Origin of the sequence: Nonomuraea sp. NPDC050202, from assembly GCF_040656115.1 — a bacterium.
Lineage (GTDB): Bacteria > Actinomycetota > Actinomycetes > Streptosporangiales > Streptosporangiaceae > Nonomuraea.
The window spans coordinates 24,661-48,530 of record NZ_JBFALF010000026.1; the positions used below are offsets into that span (position 1 = coordinate 24,661).

Sequence of the window (23,870 nt, forward strand, 5' to 3'; positions counted from 1 at the left end):
CCCGGTCCAGCGTCGTGCCTCTGGTGTCCCGCATCCATCGAGTGGCGGGATTCGGTCTGGCTCGCTTCGGGCGGGCCCGCTATCTCGCCTCGGGGGCCGCGGTGGCCTCGCCGGTCATCTCGGAGCCGGGGAAGCCGATCGCGCTGAGGAAGAACGCCTCCCATCGCACCGACACGGACACCGTCACCTGCGCCTGTCCCTGGCCGACCGCGCACTCCCCGGAACTCACGTCGTCGCCGCCCTGGGCCGCCACGATCTCGTCGGCCCTGGCGCACACCTGCGCCTCGGCGAGCAGCCGCGCCTCCCCGGTCTCGCGGAGATGGTCGACGTCCAGCTCGTCGGCGCCGGCCCGCGCGGCCTGCTCGGCCACGTCCGCGGCGCGCAGCCGGGCGTTGATCGCCGAACCGCCGTCCACCAGCAGCCCGGCCAGCAGGAAGACGACCACGGAGAACAGCACGGTGAACACCGACATGGAGCCCCGCTCGCCGGCCCTCATTCGATCCTCCTGAACTGCTCGATCGGCACCACCGCGGTCCCCGTGAGCCGCTTGGTGCCGCCGAAGCCGAGGAAGGCGAGGTCCAGCTCGCACGACACCTCGGCCTGGACCTGGCCGCCCTGCTCCCACTCGGAGCCGTCCAGGGAGACCGCGGCCGACTGGCAGCGCCCCTCCAGCACGCTCGTGGTGATCGCCTCGGCGGCGGCCTCCGCGTCGTCGAGCGAGCGCTGCACGGACGCGGCGCGGGCGGCGTCGCGCGCGGCCCCGTTCACCCGCCCCTGCGACTCCACCAGCACCCCGGCGCCGGCCAGGAACATGAGGAACAGCAGGAAGACCGGGGCCAGCATGACGGTCTCCACGGCCATCGAACCCCGCTCGTTCATGCGCAGTCCTCGCCGCCGTTGTCGGGGCGGAAGCACTCGACGGGCCCGCCCGCGGTGGCGGTGATCGTGAACGCCAGGTCGGGCAGCAGCGGGACGACCTGTACGGCGCTGCCGGTCACCGTGACGAAGCGCTCGTCGGGCTCCTTCTCGGAGGTCGTGGCGGTGGCGCCCTGCAGCAGCCGGGGCCCGACAGCCTGGATGATCTCCGTGGCCTTGCCGGTGGCCTCGCCCTGCCAGGCGCCGGAGTCGAACGGCGCGGCCCTGGCCACGCGCGCCCCCTCCCTGGCCGCCGCCTCGGCCACCTCACGCGCGTGGAACCAGAGGGCGACCTGCACGATGAGCAGCACGGTCGCGAGGATGACCGGCATCAGCAGGGCCAGCTCGATCACCGTCACGCCGCGCTCGTCCCGGGGCGGCCGGGCTCTCACGGCTGGCCGCCGCCACCGCCGTCGCCGCCGCCACCGCCGAAGGTCTGTTCGAGGTTGCCCTGCTGCTGCTCCACCAGGGTCCTGATCAAGGTGGCCAGGCCGAGCGCGACACCGGCGATGATGGCGGTGATGATCACCCATTCGACGGCGGAGGCGCCCCTCGTGGGCGCGGTGCGGGCGCGGCGGACGCGCTCGCCCAGGTAGGCGTTCAGGTAGACGATCCAGGGGTGGTTCATGAGACTCCCAACATCTTCATCGCGGCGGGGTAGCTGAGAAAGATCACGAAACCGGCGCAGAGCAGGAGCTGGGCCACCAGCATCGACTGGGAGCGCTCGCCCGCCCGGCCCTCGATCTCGGCCAGCTCACGGCGGCGCAGCGTGGCGGCCCTGGCCGTGAGCGAGGCACGTACTTTGGCGCCGTCGTCGGCCACCAGGCCGAGCGCGGCGGACAGGTCGCGCAGCTCGTCGACGTTGATCTCCTCGCCGAGCTGGCCGAGCGCCTGCCACGGCGTGATGCCGACGATCCTGGCGCCGCTCAGGGCGTCGCGGATGCGGCCCATCGCCCAGTTGGGCTGCTCGCCGCTGACCGAGACGGCCATCATCAGGGCCTCGGGGACGCCGCGGCCGCCGGCCAGGTTCATGGAGACGAGGTCGAGGAAGGCGCCGACGACGTGGCGGAAGTCGCGTCGCTTGGCCGCCGCGTCCCGCTTGACCTGGAGGTCGGGCAGGAAGAAGAAGACGACGGCGACGAGCACGGCGGTCCAGAACGGGATGGCCAGGGAGACGCCCCACTCCATGAGCACCAGCCAGGCCAGCAGCAGCGGGAAGGCCAGCAGGCCGCTGGCGGCGAGCAGCACCTTGGTGGCCAGGAACGCCTCGAACGAGCGGCCGAGCAGGGCCAGGTCCGACTTGGCCGACCGGGCCTCCCAGCCGCGCGCGCCGTACAGGCGGGCCAGGCGGGCGCCGAGGCCGCGCCGGAACGCGCTGACCTCCTCGTCGGGCAGGAGGAGCTGGATGCGGGGCGCGCCCGCGTCCTCGCGTACGGCGTCGAGCGCGAGCAGCCGCGCCACCAGCCCGGGACGGGCCGGGAACAGCGCCCGCAGCAGCACGAACAGCCCGAGCCCGAGGGCCGCGCCCGCCAGCGCGCTCTCAACCATCGCGGCCACCTCCTCTCAGGGCGTCAGCCATCGCCGCCGCCCCCTCCCATGAGCAGCCGCGTGGGCTTGTCGAACCTGGCCAGCCGCCGCATCCAGGCGAACCCCGCGCCGAACAGCCCGGCCACGACGACCAGCACGGCCTGGCCGAGGTAGCCCTCGTACTCCTTGACGTAGTCGGGGTTGAACAGCACGAGGATCCCGGCGAAGACCAGCGCGGTGATCACCACGATCTGCACGCTGCGCCTGGTCGAGCGGCGCTCGGCCTCGACGCGGCGGCGCATGTCGAGCTCCTCGCGGGCCGAGACGGCCAGCGCGCCGAGCACGTCGCGCAGGCCGGGCCCGCGCAGCTTGGAGTTGAGGATGAGGGCGGCGACCACGAGGTCTGCCGAGGGGTCGTCGAGCTCGTCGGCGAAGCGGGCCAGCGCGTCCGGCAGCGCCATCCTGGTGTGCAGCCGGTCGATCAGGGCGCGCAGGTGCGGCCTGAGCGTGGGCGCGGCGGCCCTGATGGAGGAGGGGATGGCCTGTTCGAGGCCGGCGGCGCCGGCGATCGTGTCGCGCAGCGACTCCGTCCAGGCGGCCAGCCCTTCCAGGCGGTGCATGGCGGCGCGTTCCTCGGCCGCGCCGCCCGCCAGGCCGCGCCAGGCGAACACGAGCAGCACCGTGCCCACCGCGACGACCGGCCAGCCGGTGATGATCAGGACCATGGTGGCGGCCACGGCCGCGACGGCGCCGCGGGTGGTCACCACCTTGATCAGGTCGCTCCTGGGCCGGGTGGGGCGGGGGCGCAGGCCGTACAGGGACAGGACGAACAGGAACAGGCCGCCGCCTGCGGTCGCGCCGGCCAGCAGCGCCAGCGGGTCGATCGTGAACGGCATGCCTCTCACCAGCCTCCGGGGGTGTAGCCGTGGGCGGCGAGTTCCTCCAGGCAGGAGATCGGGGCGTGCGGGACGCCACCGCCGTCGGGCCCCGGCACGAACACCTCGCTGGACAGCACGCGGCCGTCGCAGCCGTTGACCTCGCGGATGCTGGAAACGTAGCGGCGCAGCCGGCCGCCCACGTGGTAGTCGTTGCGCTTCTCGATGAAGACCACGAAGTCGATGGCGCCGGCGATGAGCATGTGGGTCGCGTCGATGGGCAGCCGCTCGCTGGCCTGCAGGGCGTAGGTGGAGATGCGGTTGAAGACCTCCATGCTGGAGTTGGCGTGGATGGTCGACAGGGAGCCGTCGTTGCCCTGGGTCATCGCGTTGAGCATGGTGACGATCTCGTCGCCGAGCACCTCGCCGACGATGACGCGGCTGGGGTTCATGCGCAGCGAGCGGCGGACGAGCTCGGCCATGGAGATCTCGCCCTGGCCCTCGGAGTTGGGCAGGCGCTGCTCGAAGGCGACCACGTTGGGGTGGAGCTCGGGGAACTGGTCGAGGCCGAGCTCGAGGGCGCGTTCGACGGTGATGAGGCGCTCGTTGGGCGGGATCTCGTTGGCCAGGGCGCGCAGCAGGGTGGTCTTTCCCGCGTTGGTGGACCCGGCGATCATGATGTTCTTGCGGGCGGCGACCGCCGCCCTGAGGAATCGCCCAATGTCCTGACTTATCGTGCCGTTGCCCACGAGATCGGACATGAAGACCTTGCCCAGGCGGGCGCGGCGGATCGACACGGCCGGCCTGACCGTGACGTCCATGACCGCGGACAGCCGGGAGCCGTCGGGCAGGCGCAGGTCGAGCTGCGGGTTGGCGGTGTCGAACGGCCTGCTCGACAGGCCCGAGTACGCCGCCAGGATCTGGATCAGCTCGATCAGCTCGTCGTCGGATTCGGCGACCGGGTCGTGCATCAGCTCCTGGCCGTCGGCGTAGCTCACGAACACCCTGTCGCAGCCGTTGATGTCGATGTTCTCGACCTCGCCGTCGTCGAGCAGCGGCTGCAGCCGGCCCACCCCGAACAGCGCCGCGTGGATGCCGGCCGCGAGGGCCTCTTCCTCCTCCACGGTGGGTGGCGTGCGGCCGAGGCCGATCTCGCTGCGCGCGTGCTCCTCCAGCACCTGGGAGATCAGCGCCCTGGCGAACTGGCGCTCGTCCTCCCCGGTCATCGGGGGCAGGCCGTTGGCCTGGTCGAGCCGGCGCTGGTGGGCCAGGCGGTCGCCGACCTCCTGGCGGAAGCGCTTGACGAGCGAGTGGTCGATCATCGGTGGCTCACCAGCCTCGCCGCCAGGTCCCTGGCCGTACGGATGAGCAGCGAGCGGTCCAGCCGGCCGCCCCACTGGCCGCGCAGCAGCTCGGCGCCCTTGGGGTCGTAGGCCAGGCCGTGCACGAACTGCACGCTCGGGCCGACGATCCTGCGCACGTCCTCGATGGAGCCGCGGTAGTTGCGCGGGTCGGCGATGACGACGACGCCGTGGGCCTTGGTGATCTGGAGGCGCTCGCGCAGGTGGGCCACGTGGTCGAGGGTGGCCCTGGTGAGCAGCACGACCTGCTCGGACTCGGCGATCAGGTCGGCGAGCTGTGGGTGGGCGCCCAGGCGTCCGCAGTCGGCGATCACGTCGGCGTTCGGGATGGCGGCCAGCGACCTGCCGAGCGGGCCCCACAGCCAGGTGAGGCCGGCGGCCTGCTCGCCGTGGGTGAGCCCGACCAGCACGTCGAGCCCGCCGACGATCTTCTGGGTGTGCTGGTGGATCTGCGCGGCCTCCAGCCCGCGCCGCGCGGTGGCGCCCAGCGTGAGCAGCCCCCTGCCGGGGTTGAGCACGCCGCCGCCCGCGGCGGGCAGCCGGTAGGCGAGGTCGCCGCCCGCCGGGTCGCATTCGGCCAGCAGCACGGGACGGGGCCAGACCGCGGCGAGTGCCGTGGCGGCGGTGGTCACGCCGGGCGCGCCCTTGTCGGCGGCCAGTACGATCAGCGCCACGTCAGCGTGCCCCCGGGAGCTCGGCCACCGCGACCTGCCCGCTGGAGGCGGCAGCCACGATCTCCGGCGCGGCCGGTGCCTCGACGACCACGGTGATCTGGCCGGAATTTCCCGTTCTCGATCTGTCTCCCAAGGCGAAGACGAGCGCGTTCGCGGCGAGCACCCGGCTTTCTCCCTCGCTCGCCCTGCTCGGCACGAATATCACCTGTACGCGGTCACCCTGCTGCACACCGGCGGGCATTTGACCGGGTTTGAGCGCCAGCCCGACGGTGGCCTTTCCCGGCCCCAGCTCGCTGCTGGCCCGCACACCCATCTGATTGGTGAGCAGCGTGCCGGGCAGGATGGTGACGGCCGCGAAGCTGTCGAGCACCTGCTGCCGCTGCGACCAGGAGACGTAGTCGACACCCGTGTCGGCGATCTTCACTTCCTCGATCGCCTCCGGCCCGAACTTCTGCCCCGCGCCGACCTGCTGGGTGACGCGGATCGCGGAGACGCGGTCGCCGCTGTTCAGCACGAGCAGGGTCGTGGCCAGCGCGCCGCCCAGGATGAGCAGGACGGCCAGCGCGGCCAGCGCCGGCTTGCGTTCCCGGGGCGGGACGGGGAGCTTGCGCGAGGCCGGCCCGGACAACCCCGCCGCCGCGTTGGCGGCAGGCTGCTTTTCACTGGTCCTCATGGGTGGGGGGCTCCCGAAGGTGAATTGCGGAATTCACGCCATTATGTGGGGATCACCCGAGTGGCGGAGGCGGAATTGGCGGACCCATGCTTGTTTCGCAGGTGACATGATGTCAAGCGGAAATAATCAATGCCTATTGTTTCTACCGCGTTGACGGATGGGCAATTATCCGGTTAGCCGCACCTTCTTTAACTTCCGGCGCATAAGTCACATGCTTTCGGTCCTTCCATGCCGTTGCCGTCAACCGGCGCGCCCTGCCCCGTTCCTGGCGCTACCTTGGCGCCCGAAGTCGACCGAGGAGAGACGGCACCATGCGGATCATGCTCACCGTGATCGGCGGGCAGGGCGACCGCGACGTCGTGATCGACGGCGACGACGGCGCCACGGTGGGAAGGCTCAGCGAGGAGCTCAGCGATCAGGGCCCGCTGGCGGAGGTCGTCCGGCTGCCCAAGGCCAGGGCGCCCTACGGCATGTCCGCGACCGGCGACAGCCCCCGCGTGCCGCTCCCGCGCAGGCCGGAACGGTCCGCCATGGGGCCGCCCGCGCTGTGGCGCGACGGCCACCCGCTCGACCCGCTCGCCCCGGTCACCGCCGTGCTGCGCGACGGCGACAAGGTCACGCTGGAGGCCCACCTGGCCCCTGCCACCGTCGTCGAGGAGCCCGGCGGGGTCGCCGAGGTGCGGGTGGTGGGCGGTCCCGCCGCCGGGGCGGTGCACCGGCTGGGGCTGGGCGTGCACGTCATCGGCTCCGACCCCATGTGCGCGGTGGCGGCCGGCGATCCGGCTCTGGCCCCCGAGGCGGTGACCGTACGCGTGATGCCGGACGCGATCACCGTGGAGCGCGCCTGGCGGCCACCCGCCGACGCGCCCAAGCTCAAGCTCAAGGGGCGCTGGGCCGAGGAGGTCGCCGAGCTCACGGCGCGCACGGCGGAACGGGAGCGGGCCGAGCTCGCGGCCGGCTACGGCGAGGTGCCCGAGCTCGACGGGCAGCCGCTCACCGAGCCGGTCGAGTGGCCCGACCAGGCCGTGCTGACCTGCGGGTCCTCGGTGTTCGTGCTGACCTCGATCGAGCCGAGGGACGCCCACCTGGCGCCGCGTGGGGAAGGCGGGGTCGCCTACAACCGCCCGCCCAGGCTGCGGCGGCCCGAGCCGCGGCGCACGTTCGTCCGGCCGAAGGAGCCGACCAGGAACGAGGGGCTGCGCCTGCAGTTGCTGGCCGCCCTGCTGCCCGCCGTGCTCGGTGTCACCCTGGCGATCGCGCTCAAGCAGCCGTTCTACCTGCTCGTCGCCCTCATGACGCCGGTCATCATGATCGGCCAGTGGTGGAGCGACCGCCGCCACGGCAAGAAGCAGCACAAGAAGGCGCTCAAGGAGCATCAGGAGAAGCTGCGCGCCTACGACGAGGACGTGGAGCGCGCCCGCGTGGCCGACGAGGCGGCACGCAGGGACGACGCGCCCGACCCCGCCAGGGTGCTGCTGACCGCCACCGGGCCGCGCAGGCGGCTGTGGGAGCGCAGGATCCACGACGCCGACTCGCTCCGGCTGCGGGTCGGGCTCGCCGACCTGCCCGCCGGCCTGGAGCTGTCGGAGGAGCAGGGCGGGCGCATCGACCCGCCGATCTGCCGCTCCGTGCCGGTCGCGCTGCCCATGCGGCGGCTGGGGGTGGCGGGCGTGACAGGGCACCGTACGGCCGCGGCGAGCCTGGCGAGCTGGCTGATCGCGCAGGCCGCCACCCTGCACAGCCCGCGTGACCTGGCCATCGTGATCGTGTCCGCGCACCCCGACGCCGAGCGGCAGTGGGGCTGGATGCGCTGGCTGCCGCACTGCGCGCCGCGCGCCGGCGAGGAGTGCGTGGCGCTGGTGGGCGCCGACCCCGACTCGGCCGCCCGCCGGGTCGCGGAGCTGGCCGCCCTCATCGACGAGCGCCAGAACACCACCATCCCCGAGCTGGGCAAGGTCCCCACCGGCTGGGACGACCTCGGCGGGCCGGAGAAGCCCTCCTTCTCCTCCTATGACGTACGCCCCTACGACGTGCTGGTGATCCTCGACGGCGCCCAGGTGCTGCGCGGCCTGCCGAACATGCCGCAGGTACTGCGCCAGGGGCCGCGCTGCGGCGTGTTCACGCTGGCCATCGACGAGGACCAGCGGCTGCTGCCCGAGGAGTGCCAGACCGTGGCCGAGTGCGGCGCCGACGGCCTCGTACGCCTGCGCGGCGGCGGCCTCGACGTCATCGGCCCCCTCCTGGGCGACCTCGTCTCCCCCGCCTGGTGCGACCGCCTGGCCAGGGCGCTGGCCCCGATCCGCGACGTGAGCAGGGACGATCCGGGCGGGAACCTCCCCGACGCGGCCCGCCTGCTCGACCTGATGGGCCTGACCGTGCCGTCCGGGGCGGAGCTGGCCGCCCGGTGGGGCGAGCGGGGCAGCACCGAGGCGCTGATCGGGGTAGGGCCCGACGGGCCGTTCTCGGTGGATCTCCGGCTCGACGGCCCGCACGGGCTGATCGCCGGCACCACCGGCGCGGGCAAGTCGGAGCTGCTGCAGACGATGATCTGCTCGCTGGCCGTGGCCAACCGGCCCGACCAGCTCACGTTCGTGCTGATCGACTACAAGGGCGGGGCGGCCTTCAAGGAGTGCGTACGGCTGCCGCACACCGTGGGCATGGTCAGCGACCTCGACGGGCATCTGACGCAGCGGGCCCTCGACTCGCTGGCGGCCGAGATCCGGCGGCGGGAGCGGCTGCTGGCGTCCGCCGGGGCCAAGGACATCGACGACTACACCGGGCCGGGGCTGCCGCGGCTGGTGCTGATCATCGACGAGTTCGCGGCGCTGGTGGCCGAGTTGCCGGACTTCGTGGCGGGGCTCGTGGACATCGCGCGGCGGGGGCGGTCGCTGGGGATCCATCTGATCCTGGCCACGCAGCGGCCCGCCGGTGTGGTGACGGCCGACATCCAGGCGAACACGTCGCTGCGGATCGCGTTGCGGGTGACCGAGCCCGCCGAGTCCGCCGACGTCATCGACCTGCCTGACGCGGCGCACATCTCCAAGTCCACGCCTGGACGGTGTTACGTGCGGTCGGGGGTGGGGGCGGCGGTCGCCGTGCAGACGGCCAGGGTCGGCGGCCGCAGCCCGGTCCTCCCCACGGCGGCCGGCCATGGAGCGGGCGGGCCGGCCGCACCACCCGGCGGCGCAGGCGGCGGCTCGCACGGCAACGGCTCGGCGGGCGGCGGCCTGGCGGGCGGCAGCTACGCGGCCGGTGGCCTGGCGGGCGGCGGCCACGCGGGCGGCGATCTGGGTGGTGGGAGCTTGCGGGTGCTCGACGTGGGCTGGCGTGCGCTGGGCAAGCCGCTGCCGCCGCCTCCGCGTCCGGACGAGGAGGACTCCACGACCACGGACCTCACGCTCGTCGCCGACGCCCTCATCGAGGCCGCCAGGCTGGCCGGCGTGCCCGCCCAGCCGAGCCCGTGGCTGGACCCCCTGCCCACCCACCTCGTTCTCGACCTTCCGGACGAGGCCCCGGCGTCCGGCGACGGGTTCGCCGAGGTGGAGCCGCTGCCGTTCGGGATCACCGACCGGCCCTGGGCGCAGGACCGGAGCCCGCTGGCGCTCGACGTGGCCCACGGGGGTCACCTGCTCATCGCCGGGGCGGCCCGCAGCGGGAGATCGACGGCCCTGCGCACCATCGCGGGCTCGATCGCCGCGCACGCCTCCCCCGAGGACGTGCACCTGCACGCGGTGGACTGCGGCTCGGGCGCGCTGCTGCCACTGGTGGCCATGCCGCACTGCGGCGCCGTGGTGACCCGCGACCAGCTCGATCGGGTGGAGCGGCTGCTCACCCGGCTGCGCGCGGAGGTGGGCCGGCGGCAGCAGCTCCTGGCCGAGGCCGGGCACGCGTCGCTGGCCGAGTACCGGCAGGCGGGGCATCGGGTGCCGTGGCTGGTGTTCATGCTGGACCGCTGGGAGGGCTTCGTCGCGGCCTTCGAGAACTACGACTACGGGCGGCTGATCGAGGCGGTGCTGCAGCTCCTGCGGGAAGGGCCCGCGGTGGGGCTGAGGGCCGTCGTCAGCAGCGACCGGTCCGGGTTGCTCGGGCAGGTCTCGACGGTCTTCGACGACCGGCTGCTGCTGCGGCTGTCCGACAGCGCGGACTACGGTCTGGCGGGCTTCCCGCTCAAGGGGCTGCCCGCCACCATGCCGCCCGGGCGGGCACTGTCCATGGGCGAGCACGGGATCGTGGAGCACCACATCGCCCTGCTGGCCGCCGATCCGGCGGGACCGGCGCAGGTGGCGGCACTCCAGTCCCTGGCCCGCGCCGCCGCGGCCGATCCGGCGGCGGGAACGGAGGACGCCGCCATCCGCGTCCCCGGAGCGAAGGGCGCCGCCACCCTCGCCTCCGGGGCGGAGGGCGCTGCCGCCCATGCCGCGGGGGGCGGCGGGGCCAGGCGGCCCAGTCCGTCGCATGCCCTGGGAGCGAGCCGGGGTTCCTGGCGCTGGGGTGGGGCGCCGCCGTTGCGGGTGGACGCGCTCCCGATGCGGATCACCGCCGCGCAGACGCTGGCCCTCGATCCGGAGTTCGCGCCGCCGTCGCCGCTGTGGGCGCTGGTCGGCGCGGGCGGGGACGCGCTCGCGCCGCTCGGCATCGACCTGCAGGCCCAGGGCCCGGGCGCGGTGATCGCCGGGCCGTCCCGTTCGGGCCGCTCGTCGGCGCTGATGACGGCCGCCCGGTCACTGATCGCCCGGGGCACGCCGGTCGTGGCCGTCGCGCCCAGGCGCAGCCCGCTGCGCGAGCTGGAGGGCGCGCTGGCCGTGCTGAACGGCGACGCCACGAACCTGCAGGAGCTGGTGGCCGGGCATGACCATTACGTGGTGCTGGTCGACGACGCCGAGCTGGTGAACCCCGACGGGCCGCTGGGGACGGCGCTGGAGGAGGTGATCCGGACGGGCCGCGACGGGGACCACGGCCTGCTGATCGCGGGCGCGACGGGCGATCTGGCCGTGGCCTACCGCGGGTTCGTGGCGGAGGCGCGCAAGTCCCGTACCGGGGTGCTGCTCGCCGTGCAGGGGCAGACCGACGGCGACCTGTTCTCGATCCGCCTGCCGCGCGGCGCGGGTGGGGGGCCGTCCGGGCGCGGCCTCCTCGTGACGACCGGCACCATCACCCAGGTTCAGGCGGCTCTGCCGGACAACGTCTGATATTCAGGCGGATGACCGAAACTCCCCTATGTGTGCGTTCTATGCTGATGCCGGCGACACGTGGGGAGAGAGATGCAGACCCGGAAGGACCTCTACCAGGCGCACAAGCTGATGCAGCAGCGCCTGGGGATGGCGCTGCTGCAGGCAGAGCCGGACGTGCCCGAGTCCCCGATGCGGCGGCACAACGTGGCCATGTTCTGCGGGATCATCGTCGCGCTGCTGGTCACGGCGGCGTTCGGGATCTGGGGGCTGCTCAAGCCGGGCGCGGCGACGAACCTGGAGGCGGCCGGGCAGCTCCTCGTGGAGGAGGAGACCGGCGCCAAGTACGTCTACAGCCAGGAGCAGAAGCGGATGCTGCCGGTCGCCAACTACGTCTCCGCGCTGCTCCTGCTGGACTCCACCAACTTCGAGGTCAGGAACGTCACCGCGGCCTCGCTCGCCAAGTACCCGCGCGGGCCGCTCGTGGGCATCGCCGGCGCCCCCGACTCGCTGCCACCCAGGGAGAAGCTGGTCAAGGGCCCGTGGTCCGTCTGCGTGACCGAGGCGCCCGACGCGACGGGCACGGCGGTCCCGTACGTGACGCTCGTGGGCGGCAGTGCCGTCGGCGGCACGCCGATCGGCACCGGCGCCATGGTCGTCACGAACGGCCAGGAGAACTGGGTGATCTGGAACGACCAGCGGATGAAGACCGGCGACGCCGGCGTGCGGGTGCTCGACGCGCGCCCCAAGCGGGTGCCCTCCGCCTGGATCAACGCCGTTCCGACCGGCCCCGACTTCAAGGCGCCCGGGATCCCGGGCCTCGGGAAGAAGACGCGCGGCCCCGACGGCCGCACCGCCGCCATCGGGCGCGTCTACACCGTGAAGGGCGTCGGCGGCGCCCCCGACCGCTGGTACGTGCTGCTCGCCGACGGCCTGGCCACCGTCAACGTCACGCAGGCCACGCTGCTGCTGGAGGAGCCCGGGCTCAAGCGGGCGTACGGCGGGAAGGCGGCGATGCCGCTGGAGCTCGACGCGGCCACGGCCAACGCCGCGAGCAGCGGCCGGACCCTCACCGTGGGCGGCATGCCCACCAGCCTGCCCAAGGCGGTCGCGTCCTCGTCGTCGCCGCTGTGCTCCGTGTACGCCGACACGCAGAACGGCTCGGCCAGGGCGAAGGTGACGGTCGGCGGCACCATGGCCATCCCCGCGCCGAGCGTGCGGGGCGACCAGGAGCACTTCGACCAGGTGCTGATGCCGGCGGGCTCGGCGGCGCTGGGCGGGCTGCTGCCGGGCGACGGCCAGAAGGCGTTCGTCCAGACCTACTTCCTGATCAGCGACCAGGGCAGGCGGTACCAGCTGCAGTCGGGCGACCAGATCAACAAGCTGGGGTACGGCGTGGAGGACGTGGCGCCGATCCCCGGCAACCTCGTCCACCTGCTGCCCGAGGGGCCGGCGCTGGACCCGCAGGTGGCGCGTTCGCCGCTGCAGGTCACCGCGCAGTGACCGCGCAGTGACCGCGCAGTGACCGCGCAGTGACCGCGCAGGGGGGCCGGGCGGCCCCCCGCGTGCCGGACAACAGGTCTAGACGAAGGCGCTCATGCCGCCCATGCCGGTGGTGGGGATGCTCGGCATGCCGCCGTTCTTGGGCTGCAGGGTGCCCACGCCGGTGGCGTCGTTGCCGACGTACTCCAGGGCGGCCGGCGCGAAGTCCGGGCGGGGGCGGCTCTGCTCGATGAACTGGCCCAGCGACATGCACATGAAGTTGATGGCGCCCACGAGGACGGTGAGCATCGCCACGGACTTCATCTGCTTGCCCAGCAGGCCCCTGACCACCATACCCATGCGGGTCAGCGCTACGAAGATCGCCAGAGCCATGGCCGCCTGGACCCCGGGCCAGGGAGCGAAGATGGGGACGAGCTTCTTCCAGCCGGCGAGCAGCAGCATGGAGGTGGCCACGATCGTCGCCACCTCCGCGGCCCAGTGGTAGGCGTTGGCGAGGCTTCCCACGCCCTGGCCGACGCCCAGGTGATACTGCCCCGCCTTGTCCAGTTGCTCGATCAGGATGTCCAACGAGGCGATGCACGCGTCGCAGGCGGGCCCCTTCCACCACTCCTGCTCGAGGCATTCCTCGCGCAGGGCGCGCACCGCCTGCTTGACGGACTCGATGTTCATGTCGCCGTCGCCCTCGGGATTGCTCCACTGCTCGGCGGCCAGCGTCATGCTGTGCGGGTTGGACACCATCGTGCCGATCATCAGCGCGATGTTCCTGGCCATCGGGTACTCGTACAACATCGCGGCCGCGGCGGTCGCCGTCGTGGCCGCGTAGATGAACTGCCCGCGGTCGCTTCCTGTGCCCATGTTCTTCCTGTCTCTCTCAGGCCTCGCCGATCACGGGCGGGGCGATGTCGATGTCGTCCACCCAGTCCGCCTCGTCGCCGCGCACGTAGTCGGGCTTGTCGCGCTCGTTGTTCTGGTCGCCGCCCGCGCCGCCCATGGGAGGCATGAAGGGCATGCCCGCCATGCCCATGCCGTTCATGCCGCGCGCCGAGGCGGGGCCCGCCGCGGCGGCCTGCTGCACGCTGCCGGGCGAGACGCCCGTGGGGCTGCCGGGGGACAGGCCGGGACCGAGCGTGGTGGTGCTGGGAACGGAGGGAGTGGGTATCGTGCCCAGCTTCGAGGGGTCGAAATTGGCCAGGTCGGTCTTGGTGGGGTCGGTCGGCAGGGAGGTGTTGGGGACGGTCGGGACGGTGGGGACGTTGTGGTTGAGCTGGTCCTCGATGGAGGGGGTGGTGGGCAGCGTGGCGTTCGGGTCCGGCAGGTTGGCGTTCGGCAGGTTCGGGTTCGGCACGTTCGGGTCCGGCAGGTCGGTGTCCGGGACCTTGGTGTCCGGCATGTCCGGCGTCGGGACGTCCGTCTTCGGGAGGTCGGTGTCGGGCAGCTTGGAGTCCGGGAGCTTCGAGTCGGGCAGCTCGGAGCTGGGGATCTTGGGGGACGGCAGATCGCCCGCGCCCGGCAGGTCGCCGGTCTTCGGCATGCCGCCGCCGAGCGAGGCCGGGTCGATGCCCGGGCCTGTGCCGGGGCCCGCGTAGGGGTCGGTCTTGATGATGCCGTCGTTGTCCTTGTCGGCCTTCTGGTAGTTCTCCTCGAGCTTGGCCAGCGCCGTCCGGTAGTCCGACAGGACGTCCCTGGCCGTCTTGAGCGTGTTGTGGGCGCTGTCCTTGAGCTGGTCGTGGGCGTAGTTGAGGCCGATGCCGATGACGCCGAAGGCGGGCGGCTCGACGCGGATGCCGCCGACGTTCTGGGCGATGGCGTTCATGTTGGGCGCCTGTGCGCCCAGATCCTGGCCGACCTGCTTGATGCGGCCGTCCTCGAACTGGATCGTGGCGCCCGCGAGCGAGCCACCAGCGTACTGAGCGCCTCCGTTGTCGGTGGCCATGCACACCCTCCCAGCCCATAAATCGCGTTATGTGCGGACCTGGCTACGATATCGACAGAAATCAACTTCTTGCGTGAACAGTTGGCCAATGATCTAGACGCCTGTATGATCCGGATGGCAGCCTTTCCGCATGCGGATCAAGACCCTGATAGCAGGCGCGTGCGGCCTGGCCGTAGTGCCTCTCACCGGCGTGGGCACGGCGGATGCCGCAACGGCCGCCTCCACGCTGCAGCTGCCGTTCCCGTGTGGCGAGACCTGGGTGGGCAGCAGCAAGAGCCGCGCCCACACCGCGGGCTACGAGATCGACTTCAACGGCAGCGCGACCGACGGCAACGCCGACCTCGGCAGGACGGTCGTGGCAGCGGGCGCCGGCACGGTGATCATGTCGGAGTACCGGAGGACGGACGGCTTCGGCAACGTCATCAAGATCCGGCACTCGGACGGCACCGTGACCCTGTACGCCCACCTGAACGCCCGCTCGGTCGCCAAGGGCGCCAGCGTCCGCCAGGGCCAGAAGATCGGCACGGTGGGCAGGTCGTCCGCCAAGTACAAGGGCATGATCGCCCACCTGCACTACGAGCAGCGCACGTCGTCCGGCAGCATCGTGCCTGCCAAGTTCAACGGCACCACCTACCGCTACCCGAACCAGACGCTGACCTCGCGCAACTGCGGCGGCGGCGGCACGCAGACGCAGACCGGCAACGGCAACAACAACAGCGGCGGCAGCGGCAACCCGTACTCGGCCACGCAGATCTGCGGCTCCGGCTTCAAGCAGATCGACTCGCAGAACCTCGGCTCCGCGGGCAAGGTGGTGCTGCTCTACTCGGCCGCCACCGGCCAGAACTGCGTCACGACGCTGCGCAACAGCGGCTCGGGCAAGGCGGCCGTGCAGGCGTACCTGGAGGTCCAGGGCAAGGCCCGCAAGACCGACTCCGGCAGCTACCAGTACTACGCGGGCCCGGTGAAGGACACCGCCCGCAAGACCTGCGTGAAGTGGGGCGGAGCCATCGGCTCCGCCAGGTACGACAGCCCGCTCGAGCACTGCGACTGAGCTCAGACCAGCGTGGATGGGGTGGTGCCTTCGGGCCCACCCCATACGTCGTCGTCCTCGTAGAGGTTCGAGGTGTTCTCCCCGCTCGACTCCTCCCCCTTGCGGCGGGCGGAGACGGGGGCGTGCAGCAGCGGCATGCCCATGCTGCCGAGCCCCATCCGTCCGGCCGCGGAGGCGGCGTTCGCCGCCGCGTTCGCGCCAGGGTTGCTCATCGCCGTGTTGCTCGGGCTGACGGTGGTGGACATCCCCGGGCCGTTGCCCGGATAGGTCGCGGTGGTGTTGTTCGGGCCGTTGGGCACCCCCACCTGCGAGGGGTCGAAATTCGCCAGGTTCGTGGAGTCGTAGTCGCGGGGTGAGACGGCCGAGGGCGCCGAGGGAGCGGAGGGCGCGGAAGGAACGGACGGCGCGCCCGGCGTGGCGCCGAGGGTGCCGTTGGCGAGCGCGGACGGGTCGCCGCCGCCGTAGGCGTCGCTGTCGCCCGGCCCGCCGAGGCCTCCTGTGCCGCCCGTGCCGGCGCCGGGGTCCAGCCCGCCGTTGCCGTAGCTGCCGGGGTACTGCCCGGGAGCCGACGGGTAGGAGCCGTCGGCGGACGGGCCGCGGGGGACCGAGCCGGGGTCGAACGAGGCGTTCTGGTAGGGAGGGACGTCCCCGTTGCCCAGGCTCCCGACCTGCGGCCCGCGCAACCCGGTGTTGTTGAAGTCCGGCATCTCAGGATCGACGACGATCGGCAGCGCCTGCTGCACGTCCGCCGGCAGGGTCTCGTAGTGCTGCGCGATCCGCTCGTTGACCTCCCGCAGGTGCTGGGTGGCCCGGTCGCTGCTGCGCTTGATGCCGTAGAACGGGACCTGGTCGGCCCAGTCGATGTCGTTGTCGGAGCGGGAGTCACGGCCCCTGCTCTCGACCACGTTGGCCTGCGCCCACTGCAGCGTGTCGCCGTACGGCTTCAGCGACCTGCCCATCGCGCCGAGCTTGGCGGCCAGCTCGACCACGCTGGCGTGCAGGCTGCGGAGCTGGAGCTGCGTCTGGTACGCCGCGGGCCCCCTGTAGTGCTCGGCCAGCTCGGCGGCCTTCGTCTTGAGGTCCGCGGCGAACTCGTTCAGCAGCGGCTCGGCGGCCTGGTAGTACAGCCCCGCGAGCTGGACCGCGGCCGGGTCCGTCGCGTCGATCATGTCCCGGATCTCACCGATGGTGTCCCGGAACATGCTCTCCATGAACCCGGCCTCGCGCACCGACGTGTCGATCGGCTGGTCGCCGTAGCGGAGAGTGAAGGTCTGTGTCTCGGGCTGGTCAGCCATGGCGCTCTTCTTTCGTCTCAGGCCTGACGCGAGGTGGCTTCCTCGGTCGCCTGCTCGGCGGTCTGGGACGTCCGTGCGATCTCCAGCACGGCGTCGAAGGACTCCTCCGCCTGCTTGTTCAGGCCGGCGTAGAGGCCGCTGGTGGTGCCGGGCTCGCCGATCAGCATCGAGTAGGCGCTGAAGGCGGCCGTCCCGTACTGCATGGCGGCCTGCCACTGGCCCATCTGTTCCTGGTTGAGCGCGCAGTGCGCCTGGAGGTCCGGCAGCGAGCCGGCGCCCGGCGGGAGCTGCGGCCCCGGCACCGGGTCGCCGGGCGCGACGGCGTACTCCGTCACCGGGATGCCGGAGGAGGTGGTGAGCTTCTTGAGCAGCTCGTGCAGGTCTCCCGCGATGCGCCGCACCTCGGCACGGTCGGTGTACGGGTCCTCGTTCTCGTCGTCGTCCGACGCCCCCGGCCAGTTCTGGTCGAGCTGGATGGCCATGCCGCCTCCCTCAGTTGCGGATCACCGGCGAGATGGTGCTCTCCGTCGCCGAGTGCCAGTCGTCGCGTTCTCCCTTGAGGTTCGTCCCCTGTTCCTGCTGCTCCTGCTCGCCGGCGGGCGCGCCACCGCCCATCGGCATGAAGGGGTAGCCCATGCCGCCCGCGCCCGCCCTGACCGCCGCCGCGGCGCCGGGGACGCCCGGCTGGGTGTACGGGCCGGATCCGCCGATCACGGCGGGGGCGGCGCTGCCCGTGGGCGTGACGTAGGTGGTCTGCGGCGTCGTGACGGGGGTGTGCGTCGGCGTCGGCGTGGTGGGCGCCGGCGGGGTGCTCGCCGTCTCGGTGGCCCGGGGGTCCTGGGTCTCGGTCCCGGTCTGCGTGGCGCGTTCCGGGTCGGTGGTGCTGCTGTCGATCACGGACGGCGTGGTGCCGTCGGTGCCGTCGCTCTGGTTCCCGGGCGCCGGGGAGCCCTGGTCGGCGGGTGGGCCGGAGGAGCCGGGGTTGTCGGGGGAGCCCGGGGTGTCGGAGGAGCCCGGGCCGTCTCCACCCGGGGTCTCGGCGCCCGGCCGGTCTCCGGGGCCCGTTCCCGAGCCGGTGCCCGGGCCTGAACCGGAGCCGGGCGACCCGTCCGACCCGCTGGAGCCGTTCGACCCGCTGGAGCCCGACGAGCCGGTGGAGCCGCTGGAGCCGCCCCAGCCGGAGGAGCCGCCGGTGGAGCCGCCGCTGCTCCGGGAGTCGCGGAAGTCGTGGGGCGTGCCCTGGTCGATCACCGGCATGTCCCGGCCGCCGTCGTCGGTGACCGGCGTGACCGTCGGCAGGTCGATGGTCACGCTCTCGGGGATCTTGAAGTCGTACAGGTCGACGATGTGCCGGTCGAGCTTCTCCATCGCCCGCCTGGCGGCCTCGTCGTCCAGCTGGGACGCCTGCGGGGTGGCGCCGGGCGTGGGCTGGTCCCAGCCGTTCGTGGTCTGGGGGCCGAGCATCGGCGGCGTGGTGGGCTCGGGGCTGGCCGAGGCCGTCGGCGAGGGGCCGGGCGAGGGCTGGGGCTCGGCGTCGGACCGCTGGTTCGAGGCCGCCCGCACCTCCTCGATGGCCGTCGGCAGGTAGTCGCGCCCGTAGAGGGTGAGTGCCTCGGACATCTTGGTCATCGCGTCGGCCAGCTCGGTGCCGCTGGCGTGCAGCATCTGCAGCGCGCGCTGGGTCTTCGCGGCCGCCTCCGAGCGCCAGGCGTCGTTGAGCGCGACGCCGATGTCGGGCAGCGCGTCGGCCACCGCCTTGATGGCCTCGGCCACCCGGCCGTAGGTCATGCCGCGGTCGTGCACCTCCAGCGGGGAGGTGCCGTCCAGCCACCGCTGGATCTCCTCGCGGGAGGCGCTGACCTCGCCGGCGTTCGGCCGCCTGGAGGGGTCGCGGATGTCGACGGTCCGCTCAGCCACTGACTCTCACCTTCAGCTTTCGCCCCTGACGGGGTTGGTGCGCTCGTAGACCGCGGCACTGTCCCTGATCGCCTGCACGACGCGCTGGCAGCACTCGACGTACTCCTGGTACAGGGTCGCCAGGCGCTGCCCGCGGCCCTCCAGGGACACCTGGCCGCCCGGGTCGGGCCCGGTGGTGCCCACGCTGTGCGCGAACGCGGCGGCGGCGGGCCAGCTCCCGATGTGCTGCTGGGTCAGGTCGAAGTACCTGGTGAGTGCCTCCACCGCGCCCGTGCCGCCGTCCTTGGTGCCCCCGGGGCCCTGCGTGGGCACCAGGGCGATCTCCAGGTCGTCGGCGACGGCACGCATCTTGCCGACGTTGTAGAACAGATCGGCGTCGGTGTCGTCCAGCCCCCGCCACTGCGCGGGGTCGAGCTCCCCCATGATCCTCTCCTCACGCGTTCGGCCACCGCGGGCGGTGGCCGAAGAAAGAACGACGGCGGAGTGACGGCTCAGCCGTCGTACCACATCGCCTTGTTACGGGCCTCCGCGGCCTGGTAGTTCTGGTTCGCGATCTGGACGGCGCCGCGCAGCTCCACGAGGTTCGTGCTCATGGTGGCGGCGGCGTTGTCCCACTTGGTCTTGAAGCGCATGAACTCGGCCTTGGCGCCCTCGACGTCGCCGTCCCAGTTCTCCTCGAGCTGCTGCAGCAGCTTGGCCACCAGGTCGTCAAGGGCCTGGTCGAAGGCCTTGACGATGTCCTCGTAGTCCTTGGCGGCCAGGTCCATGTTCTTGAAGTTGACCTTGGTGAAATCCATCTCAGGCATGTCGGTCCCCCTTACCTGACGTCCGCGTTGATGAGCGACTCGACCTTGCCGACACCGGCCTGCACGTCGTCGTCGGTCATGCTGTAGGTGATCGCGTTGGCGCCCATCTTCTCCGCGATGCCCTCGAGGTCCTGCCGGACGGCGCGCATCTGAGCGTCCCAGCTCTCCATGATGGTGCGGAACCGGTTGGCCGCCGGGCCGAGCCAGTCGGCGTTGAGCAGACCGTTGGAGGTGGTTTCGACCGCGACGCGCAGACCCTCGATGAACTGGGCCGTGTCAGTGACGTGTCCCGCCGCCAGGTTGATCTGGGAGCTTGACGCCCCAAAATAGCTCACTTGCTACCTCCGTGGTGTGCAATTTCGGTCGCTTATCCATATAAGCACCATTTGCCTCTTGAGTAACAGGCGTCCCTATGGCGAAGATGTAACAGGATCTCGACAGGGGAGCAAACCCGCTGGTAAATCAGAGGTCGAGGTCTCGGCGGATGCGGTCCAGCTCGCCCATGACGTTCTCGAACGCCCGGTCGTAGTTGGCCTCCGCCTGCCTGATCGGCTTGAGCAGGGCCTCCGGATCGTTCATGAGGCGCGACGGCGTGGCGGCCGCCCCGAACAGCTCGGCCATGAGCTCCTCGATCTCGCGTTGCAGGTCCGCCGTCGCGGCGTGCACGGCTTCCTTGACCTTCTCCGACAGCTCCGCGGCCGCCAGGCGCATGGCCTTGGGGTGGATGTCCAGGGTGCGGATGCCCTCCTGGGCGTACTCGACGACGACCATGCCGTCGGCGTCCTCACCCCTGCCGACCACCAGCGGCAGACGCCTCTGCAGCTCGTCGGACTTGGCGAGCTGCTCGTCGACGCCGCGCAACAGACGTTCGACGTCGATGTTGGCGAAGTCCCCGAAATCCGTCACGAGTCACATCTTGCACCAAGAGCCACGTTCACGGCGTGGTTGTGCTCACATCCGGCGCGATCCAGTCAAAGTTCTGCGAACCGGCCGGAAGACGCCCGGGGGCGGGCGGCTCCTTGAAGGAGGGGTAGTTGCTCACGTCGAGGCGGGCCCGCTGGAAGTCGATGGCGGCGACGCCCGTCGGCGCCACGTAGCCGAACTGGCGCTCCTTCTTGGCCATGGTCGTCAGCGTGTCGCCGCCCTTGGACAGCAGCGCCCCCATCACGCCGGTGCCGATCGTCACCGCCGTGAGGACCTTGGCGCCGGTGAGCTGCTCCAGGAGCATCCCCAGGGCCCGCGTGTGCGGAGCGGGGAACATCTTCAGCCACAGGGCCCTGATGAGCGCCGCGACGGTCGCCGCGCCCAGCACCGAGATGGCCACCCAGTACGCGCGGAACGCGGCGGCGATCTCGTCGAGCACCTTGCCGATGTCGTCGAACATCTTGCGCAGGGCGCCGATCTCGCCGTGGAAGCGCGCGTGCACGCGCGCGTACTCCTGCTGGTCGGCCGCGATCCAGCCGGTCTCGGAGGTCTTGAGTATCTGCGGCATGAGGTTCTTGACCCCGTCGTCGAGCCGGGCGCTCATGCCGACGCTCCAGATCGTGCCGGCCCGCGCGATCTCCCCCTCGTCCGCGTTGACGGTGGCGGCGACCATGACGGCGGGGATGACCCAGGCGGAGATCCGCCCGGCGGCCCGCAGCGAGGCCAGCCCCCTGGAGGCGGAGCTCTCGGCGCCCGCGGCCGACAGGGAGCCGAGCTTCCCGCTCTCCGGGTTGAGCGGGATCAGCGGCGACGACCCCCGGGACACCGGGGAGAGAGCGTTCAGGTACGGGTCGCTCATGCGCGGTATCCGACCATGTTCGCCTTCTCGGCGGCGTTCCAGTTGCGCTCGCAGTGGGTCATGGCCGTCACCCAGCTCTCCAGGGTCTCCATGGCCTCGCCCATGATCTGGTCACACCGGGCCTGGACGTCCTTGTAGGTGCCCCCGATGATCGGGTCGCCGAACGTCCCGAAGCCGTTGCCCTGCACGTCGGCGGCCGGGATCATGCCGCGGACGAAGCCGACCATGTCGTCCTTCAGCTCCCGGTCGATGCGCCCGCGCGTCTTGCGGATGGTGCTCGAGGTGATGTGGATCTCGCGTGTGGTTCCCACAGATCTGGATTCTTGCGGTGGTTTGCACCCGTTTCATCACTCATAGCGGGATTTTTCTGATCACTTCAGCATCTGGTCATGTGGCACTCCCCAACTGTTAACCCGGACCGGGTGGCGTGCTCGCATGAGTTCCCGCGACTTCAACCCCGACGACCTCGACAGCCTGCTGCGTGACAGCGAGCGCTCGCTGCGCGAGCTGACGAGCATGATCGGCGAGCTGCAGAGCATCTCCGGCGCGGGAGAGAGCCGCAGCGGCGCGGTCACCGCGACGGTGGACGCCAACGGCCGGCTCGACCAGCTCAAGCTGGCCGCCAGGGCGAGCCGCATGGAGCTGGACGAGCTGACCGAGGAGATCGTCCAGGCCGTCCGGGCCGCCCAGGACGACCAGACCCGCAGGGCCATGGCGCTCATCCCCGTCTCCCCCCAGCTGGGAGGCGTCTCCCTGGAGGAGATCCAGCGCCAGTTCGACGAGATCCAGGACTCCTTCACGCGCGACATGCACGAGCGGATGGCCGACCTGGAGGCCATCCGCCGCCGCTCGCTCGACGACGACTGAGGCCAGGGCCGGCCAGGGGCTCAGCCGCCGAGCCCGCGCACCCAGGCGTACACGTCCAGCACGCCCAGCGCCAGCGGCACCAGCGCCACGATCAGCAGCCACTCCACGATGTCGGCTGCCCGGCCCCAGAACGGCGAGAGCCGCCCGTCGGGCAGCCAGACCCCCATGCCGACCACGATCATCGCCGTCCACAGCAGCCCCAGCAGCACCGCGACGGCGGCCAGGCCGCCCACCACGACGCCGATCTGCACGCCCACCGCGGCCAGGCCGCCGAACCCGACGAGCATCAGCCACATCCGCTGCCCGACGCCCTGGAACACGCGCGCCCGCATGAGCTGCGCCAGCGCGAGCACCACGGACATGATGGCGGCGATCCACGTGCCCTCGGCCAGCAGCAGGGCGTGCGCCCCGAGCCCGACCAGGCAGATCGCGACGATCATGCCGGTTGCGTACCGCTGCGCCGCGCCGGTGCGCTGGAGCACGGAGGCGCTGTCGAGGTTCTGGTTGTCGCCGCGCAGCTCCTCCGCGTTGGTGGGCATGGTCGGCAGCGGCACCCTGGCCAGGCGGAACGACAGCACGGGGACCAGCGGCCCGAACGCCATCACGACGGCCGCCGCGACGGCCGCCACCCCTCCGGGGGACGCCCCGGCCACCATCACCACGGCCGCGCACACAGCGCCCACCATGGAGGCGATGGCCGTGCCGAGGAAGCCGGGCACGCCGCCGGCGATCGCGGTGCCGCCGATGGTGGCCACCAGCGCGGTGCAGGCCAGCGCCCCGAGCACCTGCGGCGCCCCCAGCGCCGCCAGGCCGCCGCCCGCGGCAGGAGCCAGCAGCCCGGCCAGGAACGCGTACGGCAGCGCGGCGTGCCCGATCAGCGCGCCCGCGCCCGAGTGGCCGACCGCCCTGGACAGCGCCACGCCGACCCCGACGAGCACCAGCGCCAGCGCCCCCGCCACGATCGCGGTGACCAGCGGCGTCAGCCCGCCGAACGCCAGCGCCACGACCCCGGCCAGCAGCAGCCCGCAGGCGGCCCCGCCGCCCATCGCGCGCGTGTGCCTGGCCTCCCAGCTCCCCCTGCCCTCGCGCACGCCGGTGGCGACCACGTCGGCCACGTCGTCGAACCTGGCGGGCGGCAGCGCCACCTGGCGCGGCCGCAGGTAGAGGATCTCGCCGTCGAGCACGCCGAGCTGGGCCAGGCTCTGCCCGAGGTCGAAGGGCGGCCCGCCGATCCGCTGCAACGTCCAGCCGGGCGCCGCGGCCGTCTCGCCGCCCAGCTCGCCCATGGCCCGCAACAGGCCGGGCAGCACGTGCGGCAGCGGGATGTCTGCGGGCAGCGCCAGGTCGGCCTTCCTGCGCGGCCCCACCACCGTGACGTGGCAGAGCGGCGGGAGCGGCGCGGGCATCTGGTGCAGTCCGTGCGGCGAAGGCGGGATCTCGGCCAGCGAAGTCACAGGGCCAACATAGCGAGGAGAAGTTAACTCATACCCCAACTCGGACGTAAGGCACATCTGGTAAGAAG

The 23,870-nt window shown here is 72.1% G+C and carries 25 protein-coding genes; 4 read left to right on the plus strand and 21 right to left on the minus strand.

The genetic code is table 11. From position 1 onward, the window contains the following. Nucleotides 1-79: 79 nt before the first annotated feature. Genes AB0I79_RS44310 through AB0I79_RS44350 form a run of 9 tightly spaced genes read right to left on the minus strand, consistent with a single transcriptional unit; the run spans nt 80 to nt 6,025 of the window. Nucleotides 80-496, minus strand: coding sequence for a pilus assembly protein TadG-related protein (locus AB0I79_RS44310; protein ID WP_357886528.1), 417 nt, complete (start codon nt 494-496; stop codon nt 80-82). Then, a complete protein-coding gene (locus tag AB0I79_RS44315) occupies nt 493-879 on the minus strand; it encodes a TadE/TadG family type IV pilus assembly protein (protein WP_357886531.1) in 387 nt (128 codons plus the stop codon). The genes AB0I79_RS44310 and AB0I79_RS44315 overlap by 4 nt, the downstream gene beginning before the upstream one ends. Further along, entirely contained in the window at nt 876-1,274 is a 399-nt protein-coding gene (locus AB0I79_RS44320) for a TadE/TadG family type IV pilus assembly protein (RefSeq protein WP_357886534.1), read from the minus strand. The genes AB0I79_RS44315 and AB0I79_RS44320 overlap by 4 nt, the downstream gene beginning before the upstream one ends. Nucleotides 1,275-1,303: 29 nt before the next feature. Next, nucleotides 1,304-1,543 (minus strand): hypothetical protein, encoded by a 240-nt coding sequence (locus AB0I79_RS44325; protein WP_357886537.1) that lies wholly within the window; start codon nt 1,541-1,543, stop codon nt 1,304-1,306. Then, nucleotides 1,540-2,463, minus strand: a complete 924-nt coding sequence (locus AB0I79_RS44330; RefSeq protein ID WP_357886540.1) for a type II secretion system protein — start codon at nt 2,461-2,463, stop codon at nt 1,540-1,542. Before AB0I79_RS44330 ends, AB0I79_RS44325 begins: the two co-directional genes overlap by 4 nt. A 23-nt stretch (nt 2,464-2,486) precedes the next feature. Next, nucleotides 2,487-3,338 (minus strand): type II secretion system F family protein, encoded by an 852-nt coding sequence (locus AB0I79_RS44335; RefSeq protein ID WP_357886543.1) that lies wholly within the window; start codon nt 3,336-3,338, stop codon nt 2,487-2,489. Nucleotides 3,339-3,343: 5 nt separating this feature from the next. Then, nucleotides 3,344-4,639: an ATPase, T2SS/T4P/T4SS family gene (locus AB0I79_RS44340; RefSeq protein WP_357886546.1), complete on the minus strand. Its 1,296-nt coding sequence runs from the start codon at nt 4,637-4,639 to the stop codon at nt 3,344-3,346. Beyond that, entirely contained in the window at nt 4,636-5,352 is a 717-nt protein-coding gene (locus tag AB0I79_RS44345; RefSeq protein WP_357886549.1) for a hypothetical protein, read from the minus strand. The genes AB0I79_RS44340 and AB0I79_RS44345 overlap by 4 nt, the downstream gene beginning before the upstream one ends. Before the next feature lies 1 nt (nt 5,353). Further along, on the minus strand, nt 5,354-6,025 hold the full coding sequence (locus AB0I79_RS44350; protein WP_357886552.1) for a hypothetical protein: 672 nt from the start codon (nt 6,023-6,025) through the stop codon (nt 5,354-5,356). A gap of 311 nt (nt 6,026-6,336) precedes the next feature. On the opposite strand from AB0I79_RS44350, the gene AB0I79_RS44355 reads away from it, so the two are divergent. Beyond that, the gene (locus tag AB0I79_RS44355) at nt 6,337-11,214 is read left to right on the plus strand and encodes an FtsK/SpoIIIE domain-containing protein (RefSeq protein WP_357886555.1); all 4,878 of its coding nucleotides are present in this window, start codon (nt 6,337-6,339) and stop codon (nt 11,212-11,214) included. A gap of 72 nt (nt 11,215-11,286) precedes the next feature. Beyond that, nucleotides 11,287-12,696, plus strand: a complete 1,410-nt coding sequence (eccB, locus tag AB0I79_RS44360) for a type VII secretion protein EccB (RefSeq protein ID WP_357886558.1) — start codon at nt 11,287-11,289, stop codon at nt 12,694-12,696. 78 nt (nt 12,697-12,774) lie between these two features. On the opposite strand, the gene AB0I79_RS44365 is transcribed toward eccB, so the two are convergent. Both AB0I79_RS44365 and AB0I79_RS44370 read right to left on the minus strand, forming a co-directional pair. After that, the gene (locus AB0I79_RS44365) at nt 12,775-13,551 is read right to left on the minus strand and encodes a hypothetical protein (protein WP_357886561.1); all 777 of its coding nucleotides are present in this window, start codon (nt 13,549-13,551) and stop codon (nt 12,775-12,777) included. Nucleotides 13,552-13,567: 16 nt separating this feature from the next. After that, entirely contained in the window at nt 13,568-14,629 is a 1,062-nt protein-coding gene (locus AB0I79_RS44370; RefSeq protein WP_357886564.1) for a hypothetical protein, read from the minus strand. A 130-nt stretch (nt 14,630-14,759) separates the two neighbouring features. On the opposite strand from AB0I79_RS44370, the gene AB0I79_RS44375 reads away from it, so the two are divergent. After that, nucleotides 14,760-15,680, plus strand: a complete 921-nt coding sequence (locus tag AB0I79_RS44375; protein WP_357886568.1) for a M23 family metallopeptidase — start codon at nt 14,760-14,762, stop codon at nt 15,678-15,680. A gap of 2 nt (nt 15,681-15,682) precedes the next feature. On the opposite strand, the gene AB0I79_RS44380 is transcribed toward AB0I79_RS44375, so the two are convergent. From AB0I79_RS44380 to AB0I79_RS44420, 9 genes are all read right to left on the minus strand, one after another. Beyond that, nucleotides 15,683-16,975, minus strand: coding sequence for a hypothetical protein (locus AB0I79_RS44380; protein ID WP_357886571.1), 1,293 nt, complete (start codon nt 16,973-16,975; stop codon nt 15,683-15,685). Nucleotides 16,976-16,992: 17 nt separating this feature from the next. Next, nucleotides 16,993-17,457: a hypothetical protein gene (locus tag AB0I79_RS44385; protein ID WP_357886574.1), complete on the minus strand. Its 465-nt coding sequence runs from the start codon at nt 17,455-17,457 to the stop codon at nt 16,993-16,995. 10 nt (nt 17,458-17,467) lie between these two features. Beyond that, nucleotides 17,468-18,892 (minus strand): hypothetical protein, encoded by a 1,425-nt coding sequence (locus AB0I79_RS44390; RefSeq protein WP_357886577.1) that lies wholly within the window; start codon nt 18,890-18,892, stop codon nt 17,468-17,470. Between the two features lie 12 nt (nt 18,893-18,904). Further along, nucleotides 18,905-19,315, minus strand: a complete 411-nt coding sequence (locus tag AB0I79_RS44395; RefSeq protein ID WP_357886580.1) for a hypothetical protein — start codon at nt 19,313-19,315, stop codon at nt 18,905-18,907. A 68-nt stretch (nt 19,316-19,383) separates the two neighbouring features. Then, nucleotides 19,384-19,698 (minus strand): WXG100 family type VII secretion target, encoded by a 315-nt coding sequence (locus tag AB0I79_RS44400; RefSeq protein ID WP_357886583.1) that lies wholly within the window; start codon nt 19,696-19,698, stop codon nt 19,384-19,386. 11 nt (nt 19,699-19,709) lie between these two features. Beyond that, nucleotides 19,710-20,033, minus strand: coding sequence for a WXG100 family type VII secretion target (locus AB0I79_RS44405; RefSeq protein WP_357886586.1), 324 nt, complete (start codon nt 20,031-20,033; stop codon nt 19,710-19,712). A 127-nt stretch (nt 20,034-20,160) separates the two neighbouring features. Further along, nucleotides 20,161-20,604: a YbaB/EbfC family nucleoid-associated protein gene (locus AB0I79_RS44410; RefSeq protein WP_357886589.1), complete on the minus strand. Its 444-nt coding sequence runs from the start codon at nt 20,602-20,604 to the stop codon at nt 20,161-20,163. 28 nt (nt 20,605-20,632) lie between these two features. Beyond that, nucleotides 20,633-21,481: a hypothetical protein gene (locus AB0I79_RS44415; RefSeq protein ID WP_357886592.1), complete on the minus strand. Its 849-nt coding sequence runs from the start codon at nt 21,479-21,481 to the stop codon at nt 20,633-20,635. Continuing rightward, nucleotides 21,478-21,792, minus strand: coding sequence for a hypothetical protein (locus AB0I79_RS44420; protein ID WP_357886595.1), 315 nt, complete (start codon nt 21,790-21,792; stop codon nt 21,478-21,480). The genes AB0I79_RS44415 and AB0I79_RS44420 overlap by 4 nt, the downstream gene beginning before the upstream one ends. A 124-nt stretch (nt 21,793-21,916) precedes the next feature. On the opposite strand from AB0I79_RS44420, the gene AB0I79_RS44425 reads away from it, so the two are divergent. Continuing rightward, a complete protein-coding gene (locus tag AB0I79_RS44425) occupies nt 21,917-22,348 on the plus strand; it encodes a YbaB/EbfC family nucleoid-associated protein (RefSeq protein ID WP_357886598.1) in 432 nt (143 codons plus the stop codon). Between the two features lie 20 nt (nt 22,349-22,368). Here the strand turns inward: AB0I79_RS44425 and eccD are convergent, their stop codons facing one another. After that, the gene (gene eccD, locus AB0I79_RS44430; protein WP_357886600.1) at nt 22,369-23,802 is read right to left on the minus strand and encodes a type VII secretion integral membrane protein EccD; all 1,434 of its coding nucleotides are present in this window, start codon (nt 23,800-23,802) and stop codon (nt 22,369-22,371) included. Nucleotides 23,803-23,870: the final 68 nt, after the last annotated feature.